General features: G+C 40.0%; 13 protein-coding genes and 1 riboswitch. Of the genes, 2 read left to right on the forward strand and 11 right to left on the reverse strand.

The features are described 5' to 3' along the window. Window positions 1-28 precede the first annotated feature (28 nt). The 10 genes from purF to ACFSCX_RS15435 all read right to left on the reverse strand — a co-directional run bounded on the left by purF (window position 29) and on the right by ACFSCX_RS15435 (window position 9,368). Window positions 29-1,441, reverse strand: a complete 1,413-nt coding sequence (gene purF, locus ACFSCX_RS15390) for an amidophosphoribosyltransferase (protein ID WP_377929135.1) — start codon at window positions 1,439-1,441, stop codon at window positions 29-31. Then, window positions 1,417-3,639: a phosphoribosylformylglycinamidine synthase subunit PurL gene (gene purL / locus ACFSCX_RS15395; protein WP_377929136.1), complete on the reverse strand. Its 2,223-nt coding sequence runs from the start codon at window positions 3,637-3,639 to the stop codon at window positions 1,417-1,419. Before purL ends, purF begins: the two co-directional genes overlap by 25 nt. Continuing rightward, complete coding sequence (gene purQ / locus ACFSCX_RS15400; RefSeq protein ID WP_377929137.1) at window positions 3,623-4,306, reverse strand: phosphoribosylformylglycinamidine synthase subunit PurQ; 684 nt, start codon at window positions 4,304-4,306, stop codon at window positions 3,623-3,625. The genes purL and purQ overlap by 17 nt, the downstream gene beginning before the upstream one ends. Continuing rightward, window positions 4,303-4,557, reverse strand: coding sequence for a phosphoribosylformylglycinamidine synthase subunit PurS (gene purS / locus ACFSCX_RS15405; protein ID WP_377929138.1), 255 nt, complete (start codon window positions 4,555-4,557; stop codon window positions 4,303-4,305). Before purS ends, purQ begins: the two co-directional genes overlap by 4 nt. Then, a complete protein-coding gene (gene purC, locus ACFSCX_RS15410) occupies window positions 4,550-5,269 on the reverse strand; it encodes a phosphoribosylaminoimidazolesuccinocarboxamide synthase (RefSeq protein WP_377929139.1) in 720 nt (239 codons plus the stop codon). Before purC ends, purS begins: the two co-directional genes overlap by 8 nt. A 171-nt stretch (window positions 5,270-5,440) precedes the next feature. Then, window positions 5,441-6,733, reverse strand: a complete 1,293-nt coding sequence (purB, locus tag ACFSCX_RS15415; RefSeq protein ID WP_377929140.1) for an adenylosuccinate lyase — start codon at window positions 6,731-6,733, stop codon at window positions 5,441-5,443. Continuing rightward, a complete protein-coding gene (gene purK / locus ACFSCX_RS15420; RefSeq protein WP_377929151.1) occupies window positions 6,730-7,875 on the reverse strand; it encodes a 5-(carboxyamino)imidazole ribonucleotide synthase in 1,146 nt (381 codons plus the stop codon). Before purK ends, purB begins: the two co-directional genes overlap by 4 nt. Beyond that, window positions 7,862-8,350 carry a 5-(carboxyamino)imidazole ribonucleotide mutase gene (gene purE / locus ACFSCX_RS15425; protein ID WP_377929141.1) on the reverse strand — a complete coding sequence of 163 codons (489 nt, stop codon included), beginning with the start codon at window positions 8,348-8,350 and terminating at the stop codon, window positions 7,862-7,864. The genes purK and purE overlap by 14 nt, the downstream gene beginning before the upstream one ends. Window positions 8,351-8,457: 107 nt before the next feature. After that, a riboswitch (purine riboswitch) is annotated at window positions 8,458-8,559 on the reverse strand. 79 nt (window positions 8,560-8,638) lie between these two features. Further along, complete coding sequence (locus tag ACFSCX_RS15430; protein WP_377929142.1) at window positions 8,639-8,848, reverse strand: NETI motif-containing protein; 210 nt, start codon at window positions 8,846-8,848, stop codon at window positions 8,639-8,641. Next, window positions 8,841-9,368 (reverse strand): DUF2179 domain-containing protein, encoded by a 528-nt coding sequence (locus ACFSCX_RS15435; protein WP_377929152.1) that lies wholly within the window; start codon window positions 9,366-9,368, stop codon window positions 8,841-8,843. The genes ACFSCX_RS15430 and ACFSCX_RS15435 overlap by 8 nt, the downstream gene beginning before the upstream one ends. A 217-nt stretch (window positions 9,369-9,585) precedes the next feature. Here ACFSCX_RS15435 and ACFSCX_RS15440 point away from each other — a divergent pair, with 217 nt between their 5' ends. Together ACFSCX_RS15440 and ACFSCX_RS15445 are read left to right on the forward strand one after the other, a co-directional pair. Further along, window positions 9,586-10,026 carry an Hsp20/alpha crystallin family protein gene (locus ACFSCX_RS15440; RefSeq protein WP_377929143.1) on the forward strand — a complete coding sequence of 147 codons (441 nt, stop codon included), beginning with the start codon at window positions 9,586-9,588 and terminating at the stop codon, window positions 10,024-10,026. 184 nt (window positions 10,027-10,210) lie between these two features. Then, window positions 10,211-10,843, forward strand: a complete 633-nt coding sequence (locus ACFSCX_RS15445) for a hypothetical protein (protein ID WP_377929144.1) — start codon at window positions 10,211-10,213, stop codon at window positions 10,841-10,843. Between the two features lie 560 nt (window positions 10,844-11,403). On the opposite strand, the gene ACFSCX_RS15450 is transcribed toward ACFSCX_RS15445, so the two are convergent. Beyond that, window positions 11,404-11,544, reverse strand: coding sequence for a hypothetical protein (locus ACFSCX_RS15450; protein ID WP_377929145.1), 141 nt, complete (start codon window positions 11,542-11,544; stop codon window positions 11,404-11,406). Window positions 11,545-11,833 lie beyond the last annotated feature (289 nt).

Consider the following 11,833-nt stretch of genomic DNA (forward strand, 5'->3'; position numbering starts at 1 on the left):
GATTTCACCTAACTACTTAGAGTTTAACTCAACACTTTTCGTGTGGGTGTACGGTATCTGGATAAATTTCAGTTGGATATTTTCCTGTAAAGCATGCCATACATTGTCCACGGTATTCATCCTCGTCTGGGCGTCCAATTGCCTTCAATAATCCTTCATTACTTAAAAAAGATAAAGAATCTGCACCAATTAACTTTCTTATTTCCTCTACAGAATGAGATGACGCAATGAGCTCTTCCTTCGTTGACGTATCAATTCCATAGAAGCATGGATTTTTAATCGGCGGTGAGCTTATTCGAACGTGGACCTCTTTCGCCCCAGCCTCGCGAAGCATATTCACAATACGGCGACTTGTCGTTCCGCGAACTATTGAATCATCCACCATAACGACCCGCTTTCCTTCTACAATTCCACGAACTGGTGAAAGCTTCATCTTTACTCCTTGCTCCCGTAAGCTCTGTGAAGGCTGAATAAACGTTCTACCGACATAACGGTTTTTAATGAGCCCAAGCTCATATGGAATACCCATCGCTTCAGCATAGCCAATGGCAGCAGATATACTAGAATCAGGTACCCCTGTTACAACATCAGCTTCAGCAGGAGCTTCTAATGCTAGCCATTTTCCTAAGCTTTTACGAGCACTATGAACATTAATGCGGTCAACATTACTATCTGGTCTTGCAAAATATATATACTCCATACTACAGATCGCACGGTGTTGAAAGCCTGAAAACCGTTCAGATATAATCCCTTCATCTGATATGATAATGAGTTCGCCAGGTTCCACTTCACGCTCAAATGTTGCACCAACTACGTCAAAAGCACATGTCTCAGAAGCCACAACGTAAGAATCTCCAAGTCGACCTAATGAAAGTGGTCTCATGCCAAGTGGATCAAGGGCAATCATCATTTGATCTTCAGTCATGATTAAGAATGCATACGCACCCTTTAACATCGTTAAGGCATTTTTCACGCGATCCTTTAAAGGTAAGTTGCCACCACGCTTAATAAGGTGAGCTAACACCTCTGTATCCGAAGTTGTTTGAAAAATACTTCCTTGTCCTTCGAGTTGATGCTTTAAAGCGTTCGCGTTCACCAGATTTCCGTTATGCGCGAGTGCCAGTCCACCTGTTTGCGAGTGGAACAGAAGCGGCTGAACATTCTCATACCCGCCTCCACCTGCTGTTGCATAGCGAACATGACCAATGGCTGCTTTTCCGTATAGCTCCTGAATTTGGTCTTGTTTAAATACTTCTGTAACAAGTCCTAATCCCTTCACACTTTTTAAATGCTCCCCATCTGTTACAACGATTCCAGCACCTTCTTGTCCTCGGTGCTGAAGGCTGTGAAGACCGTAATAAGTGACCTGGGCAGCGTCTTTATGGCCCCAGACACCAAAAATACCGCATTCTTCATTTAAGCCTTTGATTTCAGCAAGCATGGGATAGCTCCTTTCCAAGCATTACGTAATGAATCAACTGAAGTATCAACTACCCTATTGTCTTCGATGCGAATCACAAGGTTAGACTCATTTGTTACATTACCAACTAATGTAGCATCCACAAGCTCTTCAAAACGCTCTTTGTTTGCTGGAGAAACTGTTACAACAAAACGAGATTGTGTTTCACTGAATAGAGCCACCGCCGGCATACCTTCTAGCTGAACATCTGCTCCTAAATTTGTACTAAATAATGATTCTGCAAGGGCAACACCAAGTCCACCTTCAGATACGTCATGAGCAGATTGAACAAGACCTGCGCGAATCGCACCTAAAATCTGAGACTGGCGAGTTGCTTCCTTTTCAAGGTCTAACTCAGGTGCTTTTCCAAAAATACGTCCATATGTTAGCTTTTGAAGCTCACTACCACCAAACTCTTCCTTCGTTTCACCGATCACATAAATTAAATCTCCCGCCTTTTTAAAGCTTTGCGTTGTAATGTGATCAATATCTTGAATTAATCCAACCATTCCAACTGTAGGCGTCGGGTAAATCGCTGTACCATTTGTTTCATTATATAGTGACACGTTACCAGAGATAACTGGTGAATTAAGTGCTGTACATGCTGCACTCATACCATCAACAGCCTTTTCAAGCTGCCAGAAAATCTCTGGTTTTTCAGGATTACCGAAGTTTAAGCAATCTGTAATCGCAATTGGCTCAGCTCCGGAACACACGACGTTACGCGCAGCTTCCGCAACAGCAATTTTCCCGCCCGTTTCAGGGTCCAAGTAAATGTAACGTGAATTACAATCAGTTGTCATCGCAAGTGCCTTACGAGTACCACGGATACGCACAACTGCTGCATCAGAGCCTGGTGAGACTACTGTATTTGTTCGAACCATATAGTCATATTGATTATAAACCCACTCTTTACTTGCAATCGTAGGTTGAGATAATAACTGAACTAATGTTTCTTCCACATTATCTATTTCAGGAATATCATTCTCCATCGATTGGAACTCACGGAAGTAAGCTGGCTCAGCTGATGGCTTATGGTACACTGGTGCATCCTCAGCTAGAGCATCAACTGGAACGTTTGCAACAACTTCCCCTTTATGCACTAAACGGAGGTTCTTGTCATCTGTTACGACACCCACCGCTACTGCCTCTAAGCCATACTTCGTTACGATATCTTGAATTTCTTGTTCTCTTCCTTTTTCAACAACGATTAACATACGCTCTTGAGATTCAGAAAGCATCATTTCATAAGCTGTCATCCCTGATTCACGTTGAGGAACTAGGTCTAGGTTCATTTCGATACCAGATCCTGCTTTACTTGCCATCTCAGCTGAAGATGATGTTAATCCAGCAGCACCCATATCTTGAATACCAACTAGTGCATCACATTTCACAAGCTCTAGACATGCTTCAAGTAAAAGCTTCTCCATAAATGGATCACCAACTTGAACAGCTGGACGCTTTGCTTCTGACTCTTCTGAAAGCTCTTCAGAAGCAAACGTTGCACCGTGAATACCATCACGACCGGTTTTTGCCCCGACATACATGACCGTGTTCCCAACACCAGAAGCAACACCCTTTTTAATATCCTTATGATCAATTAATCCAACACACATAGCATTTACAAGTGGATTTCCATCATAGGATGGGTCAAATTGAATTTCTCCCCCAACTGTAGGGATCCCTACACAGTTACCGTATCCAGCGATACCCGCTACCACATTTTCAAACAAATATTTCATTCGGGGAGACGTTAGCTCTCCAAAACGTAAGGAATTTAATAGTGCAACCGGACGAGCACCCATGGAGAATACATCACGGATTATTCCGCCCACACCTGTTGCTGCTCCTTGGTATGGTTCAATCGCTGATGGGTGGTTATGACTTTCCATTTTGAACACAACGGCTTGTTCATCTCCAATATCTACAATCCCAGCTCCCTCTCCCGGTCCTTGAAGAACGCGCTCACCCTTTGTCGGGAACTTACGAAGAACAGGCTTTGAGTTCTTGTATGAGCAGTGCTCAGACCACATAACAGAGAATAAGCCCAGCTCTGTATAGTTTGGTAAGCGGCCCAAAATCTTTTCAACAAGTAGGAACTCATCGTCATTTAATCCCATTTCTTTGTAGATTTTCTGATCTTTAATCTGTACTGATGTTGGCTCAAGCATTAACGACATGAGTTTCCCTCCAATGCTTTAATATTGATTGAAATAATTTTAGTCCGTCTGCACTCCCAAGTAGTGCATCCACCGCGCGCTCAGGGTGAGGCATCATACCTAATACATTTCCATTTTCGTTTGTAATACCCGCAATATTGTCTAAGCTTCCGTTTATATCATTCGAATAGCGGAAAGCGATTTGATTGTTTTCTAGTAATCTAGCAAGTGTCATTTCGTCACAATAGTAGTTCCCTTCACCATGAGCAACAGGAATCGTAATTGTTTGCCCTGCTTCATAACCTGAAGTAAACATCGATGAATTGTTTTCTACCACTAATGGAACTTGTTCACAAATAAATTTTAAGTTCTTATTCCGACGAAGAGCACCAGGTAACAAGCCTGCTTCTAATAGTATTTGGAATCCGTTACAAACGCCAAGTACTGGCTTTCCTTCTTCCGCCGCCTTGATAACAGCTGGCATTACCTTTGAGAAACGAGCAATGGCACCACAGCGTAAGTAATCGCCATAAGAAAATCCACCAGGTAAAAGAATTCCATCGTACTTGTCTAAGCTTTCAGTATCATGCCAAACATACTCCACTTCTTGACCTAGCTCATCCTTGATTGCATGGAACATATCCACATCACAGTTTGATCCTGGGAAGACAATTACTGCAAATTTCACTGGGAGACAACCTCCTCAACCTCGTACGTATAGTCTTCGATAACAGTATTCGCTAATAATTTTTCACACATTTCTTTAATTAGTTCGTCTACTGAGCGCTCGCTCTTTTCAATCGTTAACTCTAGGAATTTACCAATACGAACATCTTGAACCTCTTTATAAGATAATGAGTGCAAGGAACCTTTTACAGCTGTTCCTTGTGGATCTAAAACGCTCTCTCTTAATGTAACGAATACCTTTACTTTATACATGCTGTGCTCCCCCTAAACGCTTTAATATTTGCTCATAAGCATCTGTTAAATTCCCTAAATCTCTTCTAAAAACATCTTTATCTAGCTTTTCATTTGTATCCTTGTCCCAGAGTCTGCAAGTATCAGGTGAAATTTCATCGGCAAGTAACACTGTACCTTCACTTGTTAACCCAAACTCAAGCTTGAAATCTATTAATCTAACATGTTTATCATCAAAATAAGGTAGTAGCACCTCATTGATACCAATTGCTTTTTCTTTCAGTTCTTTTACTTGCTCATCTGTTGCAAGCTCTAACAAACGGATATGATCTTCGTTAATAATCGGATCTCCAAGGTCATCATTTTTGTAATATAGCTCGACGATTGGAAAGGGAAGCTCAACCCCCTCCTCAATCCCCAATCGCTTCGATAAAGAGCCGGCTGCTATGTTTCGCACGACTACTTCTAAAGGAATAATGCTTACCCTTTTTACCAGCTGTTCTGTGTCTGAAAGCTTCTCTACTAAGTGAGTAGTAATTCCCTGCTTCTGAAGCATGTCAAATAATAGACACGTAATCGTATTATTTAAACGCCCTTTCCCTGTAATGGTGGCTTTCTTTTCTCCATTAAAGGCTGTCGCACTATCTTTATATTCTACCCAAACAATCTCAGGATCGTTTGTTGCATAAATCTTTTTTGCTTTCCCTTCATATAGCAAGCCAAGCTTCTCCACGTTAGCTCCCCCTTATAGTGGATGTTCAAAAAGTCCGGGAAAAATAGCTGCCCTCATTTCTTCGTTGGCTTACCTCTTTGCTCCTCATGTATAAGACCAATACACTCCGGCGCTCAGCTTTTGCCACCTCGAACTTCTCGGCTATTTTTGTCCTCTTATTTGAACACTCTCTTATAGTCCTAAGCGTTCAAAAATTGCATCTACTTGTGATAGGTGATAGCTGTAATCAAAGCAATCATCAATTTCAGCTTGTGTTAATTTAGACGTTATTTTGTCTTCAGCCATCACAATTTCTTTGAACGATGTTTGCTTTTCCCATGCTTCCATCGCTTTCGGTTGAACCGTATCATACGCTTCTTCACGAGACATTCCTTTATCAATTAACGCTAACAGCACACGCTGCGAGTAAATTAGCCCAAATGTACGGTCCATGTTACGCTTCATGTTTTCTGGGAAAACGCTCAAGTTTTTCACAATGTTCGTAAATCGGTTTAGCATATAGTTTAATGCAATTGTTGCATCTGGAAGGATGATGCGCTCTGCAGAAGAGTGAGAAATATCACGTTCATGCCATAAAGCAACATTTTCATAAGCAGTCATCATGTAACCACGCAATACGCGAGCCATACCTGTCATATTTTCAGACCCAATTGGGTTACGCTTATGAGGCATTGCTGATGATCCTTTTTGACCTTTTGCAAAAAATTCTTCTACTTCTCGTGTTTCGCTCTTTTGAAGTCCGCGAACCTCAGTTGCAAATTTCTCAATGGATGTACCGATTAAAGCCAAAGTTGACATATAATGAGCGTGACGGTCACGCTGTAGTGTTTGTGTAGAGATTGGTGCAGGCTGAATCCCAAGCTTTTCACACACATATTTTTCAACAAATGGATCGATGTTCGCATATGTTCCAACTGCACCAGAGATTTTTCCGAACTCAATGCCCTTTGCCGCCGCTTCAAAGCGCTCCACATTACGCTTCATCTCTTCATACCAAAGAGCAAGCTTCAGTCCAAATGTTGTTGGCTCAGCGTGAACACCGTGTGTTCTCCCCATCATAACGGTATATTTGTGTTCTGCAGCTTTATTCTTTAACACCTCCACAAACGCTTGAAGGTCTTTTCGTAAAATATCGTTTGCTTGCTTTAAAAGATAGGACAGTGCTGTATCTACAACATCTGTAGAAGTTAAACCGTAATGTACCCATTTCTTCTCTTCACCAAGCGTTTCAGAAACTGCTCTCGTAAATGCGACTACATCATGTCGAGTTTCCTCTTCGATTTCTAAAATACGATTAATGTTAAATGAAGCATTTTGACGAATTAATGCAACATCTTCTTTTGGAATTTCTCCTAGCTCTGCCCAGGCTTCACTTGCAAGAATTTCTACTTCAAGCCATGCATTGTATCTATTTTCCTCGGTCCAAATTGCACCCATTTCCGGTCTTGTGTAACGTTCAATCATCTTTTAACCCCCGCTTTTTCCATCCATATTGGTGATACTTCTATCGTTTGTATTAGCTTCTCCACGTCTTTACCTAAAAACGTAATATGTCCCATTTTCCGCTTTTGCTTTGCTTCTTTTTTACCGTATAGATGTAATTTACTATTTTCTAGTATTTGTATGTGCTGTAGCGCTAAGTCCACATGTTCTCCTAACAAATTCACCATGACAGCAGGAGTGACTAGCTCTGTACTTCCTAATGGAAGGTTACAGACTGCCCTTATATGCTGTTCAAATTGACTTGTTATACATGCTTCAATGGAATAGTGACCAGAATTATGTGGCCTAGGAGCTAACTCATTCACATAAATATCTTCATTTACGTAAAACATTTCAACTGCCAATGTCCCAACAAGTCCAAGACCATCTGCAATCGTTCTTGCTACCTTCTCTGCCTTTTCTATCACTTGCTCGCTCATTCTAGCTGGTACAATCGTTTGATGTAAAATGTTATTCACATGTATATTTTCAGCAATAGGGAAGGTCTTTACTTCCCCTCTCGGACTTCTTGTTATAATCACAGAAATTTCCTTTTCAAAAGGGACCCATCCCTCTACGATACATTTTGAGCTTATGAGTAAATCATACGCTGAAGGAATGTCTGATATTTTCTTCACTACCACTTGGCCTTTACCATCATATCCACCCCGGCATGTTTTCACGACACAAGGTAATCCAATTTGATAAATGGCATCTTCCAGCTCATGCTCCGTGTTTACAATTTTAAAAGGTGCAACCGGCACTCCTAAATGGACAATCGCATTTTTTTCAGTCTCACGGTCCTGTGTAATTCGTAACATTTCTGTTCCTTGTGGCAAATACGTATTCTCATGTAACCACGTTAATGCGTCATGATCGATATTCTCAAACTCGTACGTAATCACATCACTGACCATTGCTAATTCCTTTATTGCCTTTAAGTCATGGTATTGTGCTGTAATTTCTATATCCGCAATTTGGCCGCATGGGCTATCTGGTGTAGGATCTAATACGGCAATTTTGTAGCCCATTTCTCTAGCAGAGAGTGCCATCATTCTACCTAGCTGCCCACCACCAATGATCCCAATTGTGCTTCCTGGATGGATTGTCTTATACAAGCTGATCACTCATTTCTAACGCTATCTGCTTCATCTTGACTCGTCTCCGTTCAAGCTTCTCTTTTATACTTGGTTCACTAATGCTTAAAATTTGTCCGGCAAGTAAGCCTGCATTTGTTGCCCCAGCTTTTCCAATGGCAACAGTAGCAACAGGTACTCCACCTGGCATTTGGACAATGGACAATAGTGAATCCATTCCATTTAGTGCTTTTGATTGAACAGGAACACCTATGACTGGTAAGGTTGTTTTCGCTGCTACCATACCTGGTAAATGGGCAGCTCCACCTGCACCTGCAATAATTACTTTTATTCCTCTATCTCTTGCAGCTTCTGCATATTCAAACATATAATCTGGTGTTCTGTGTGCAGAAACCACCTTTTTTTCAAATGGAATATGCAATTCCTCTAAAATTTCACAAGCGTGGCTCATCGTTTCCCAATCCGAAGAGCTTCCCATAATAACCCCAACCACTGGTTTCATCCCTATATGTCCCCCTTCTAAAAAAAAATGCCCAAAATAGATTCGTTCCCTATAAAGAGAAAGTAATCTACTTGGGCACTTGACACTCTTGTTATAATAAACAAAAGTCCCCTATCACTTTCCCTCATAGTCCAATCATTCACGGTGATTGGGTAGAAACTTATGGGCCATATTCCCAAGATTATACGAGGCAAACGTTATCGCACATATTTTTTATTCTACCTTCATAATATCAGTAGTTTTGCAAACTTGCAACCTTAAATTCGAACGTTCATAAGTTTTCCATATTTAATGTTCGGATTTTGCTAACTTTCCTTCAAAGACAATTCGCCGACCACACGGTTCTACATCCTTTACACCATCTATCTCCACTTCTTGAAATATAGGTTCCTCCATTCTACGAAATGGGGAATAGCCTTCTAATTTCATTCTTTCAAGACATTGATCGATCGTTTCATTTTCTTCCACGAAAAATTTCTTCTTTACCTGTTTACTCATTTTTTTGTAATTTTCCTCTCTTTACATTTTTCACCCAGAACCCTCCATAAATTGCCTTTGGTTCATAGGAAATAATAAATGCCCCAGGATCGATTTCCTTAATTTGAGTATATAACGGAAGCTCATATTTTCTCGGTGTTAAAATTTGAAGTGACATCCGGTCTCCTTCTAATCCATGGGCTTCCCACGTTGTAACACCATATCCTTTTTCACGCAATCGTTTCGGTAATTCCAAATCATAATCTTTTGTAATGACATTAACTGTAATATATCCAAGAGCCAGTTTTTCTTCTATTTTCATACCAACGATGACACCTATTCCATAGCCAACTGCATAAGCAACTAGGTTTTGAATTTCATTCAGATTATCCAGCACTAAACCAAGTCCAATTACATATATCACCACTTCAATCGTGCTAATCAAGGCCGCTAAATACCTGTGTCCTTTTAACGTTAAGATCATCCGGATGGTAAAGAATGATACATATACAATATTGATAAGTAAAATAATGACAATCATTACGATACTATTTTCGATTACCACTCCACTGCCTCCTTTGTTCATAGTATTTCCTTTAAGGTAAAAGTATATTGTAACAAACATTCATAACGTTTCATATTTTATTTAGGCACACTCCCTGGACTTTTTCATACAATGAATCAGGATAAAATCAGTGGGCTATCTGTATTGAGCTTGTATTCTAGCCAAGCTGAGGGTATATATGGAGGTGTATCCAATGAATCATCCTTTTTTTAAAGATTTTTCCAACATGAAAGGGCAGTTTCAAAGCTTCTTTGGTGAAAACTTTTGGAAAAACTTCGAGGGCATTCTTCAAAACCAGGTTACACAATACAACATCTATCAAGGTAACAATGAACTGTTAGTCGTCTTCAATATTCCTGGACTGAATAAACTTGAAGATGTTCATGTCTTCGTCAATCAAAATATCCTCGAGGTAGACGGAAATATCAACCTACAATTTAAAGACTTTAAAATGATTGAAGAAGGCATCTTCCAAGGCAGGTTCAAGAAGGAAATCGAACTTCCCTACTCTGTTAAAAGTGACCGAGTGGATGCCTTCTATCAACACGGACTTCTCATTATTCATTTACATCGTCAAATCCCGGATGAAACCAAAAAAAATAAAGTATCCATAAGGCAATCTGAGGATGAATAAACGTTTAATGATGAGATAACTAAAAACATAGTGAAACCTAAACAGCCAGCTAGTCTTACTAGCTGGTTTTATTTATTATCTATTAAGAGTAAAACTAAGCCACATCCAAATTTTTCAAGTACTTATTTGAATGCTCGTAACCTTTTTTAGATTCATGTCGTCTTACTTAAAAAGGAGGGATTCGATGCGTTTATATAAAATCCTACTAATTGGCGGTTTCGTACTTTCAACTATTTTATTCGTTCAGCCTATCACTTCATATGCCTGCTCCTGTGTACAACCTCCACCTGTTACTAAAGAGGTAGAGCGTTCATCAGCAGTTTTTTCAGGGAAAATGATTGAAAGAAAAGATTCCATTAAGGAACATACATCTTCCGGAGATCCAGTAGAGATTACTTTCGAAATATATAAAACATGGAAAGGTATAACTGAAACGAAAGTTACATTTTATACAGCTAGAAGCTCCGCAAGCTGCGGCTACCCATTCGAGGCAAATCAGGAATATCTTGTTTATGCTACGGAAGATAATCAAGGAAAACTAAGTGTTAACTTATGTTCCTTAACAAAAGAATTGTCACTAGCCAGTGATGACCTTGCTATATTAGGAGAAGGTAAAGACCCTACTACAGAGGAAGATTTCGGAGAGGGTAAAGACCCTACTATAGAAGAAGATTTCGGAAACAGTGACAACGATAGTGCCGATAGTCAGCCATTAACTAGCTGGAGTGATGTCCCAGTACTATGGTTTGGCCTAGCTGTGATTGGGTTCATCGGAGTATGTAGTTATTTACTCGGGAAATTTAGAGCGAGGCAGTAATACGTGATCCGCAGATTTTGGATTTAAGTGATGCTAGCAGAAACCGATTGAGAGTAGGTGTTCCAGTGCTCTCGTTTTTGGTTTATGTTTTACTGCTTTTTTGTTCATTCGTATTTTCTATATTTTTTTCTAATTCTTATATTCTAGTTGTTTGCTAAAATTGCATTATGATTCATTGCTTATTGATACTCATTTTCTCTTTTACTTACCTCTGCTTCGATTTTACTTACCTCGTTTGGTGTTTTACTTAACTCGTTTCTCTTTTACTTACCCCGTTTGGTGTTTTACTTTCCTCGTATCTTTTTTTTACTTACCCCCTTTTGGCGTTTTACTTAACTCGTTTCTCTTTTACTTACCCCGTTTGGTGTTTTACTTTCCTCGTTTCTCTTTTTACTTACCCCGTTTGGCGTTTTACTTTCCTCGTTTCTCTTTTTACTTACCCCATTTGGTGTTTTACTTTCCTCGCTTCTCTTTTACTTACCCCGTTTGGCGTTTTACTTAACTCGTTTCTCTTTTACTTACCCCATTTGGTGTTTTACTTAACTCGTTTCCCTTTTTACTTACCCCGTTTGGCATTTTACTTTCCTCGCTTCTCTTTTACTTACCCCGTTTGGCGTTTTACTTAACTCGTTTCTCTTTTTACTTACCCCGTTTGGTGTTTTACTTTCCTCGTTTCTCTTTTTACTTACCCCGTTTGGCATTTTACTTTCCTCGCTTCTCTTTTACTTACCCCGTTTGGTGTTTTACTTAACTCGTTTCTCTTTTTACTTACCCCGTTTGGTGTTTTACTTTCCTCTGTCTTTTCTTGTCTCATCCTTTAGAGCAACTACATTTAATACTTAGTCAAACAAAAAAAGAGCAGCCTCATCAGCTGCACTTCATCTTGCATGGCGACGTCCTACTCTCACAGGACTTCCACAGGATGTGGTGACTTCTGCGTTGTGCACAGGACGTGCACGCCTTTAGCAGAAGCTCCTTTTTTTACTACCA

The sequence above is a fragment of the Bacillus salitolerans genome (assembly GCF_042680805.1).
Lineage (GTDB): Bacteria > Bacillota > Bacilli > Bacillales > SA4 > Bacillus_CJ > Bacillus_CJ salitolerans.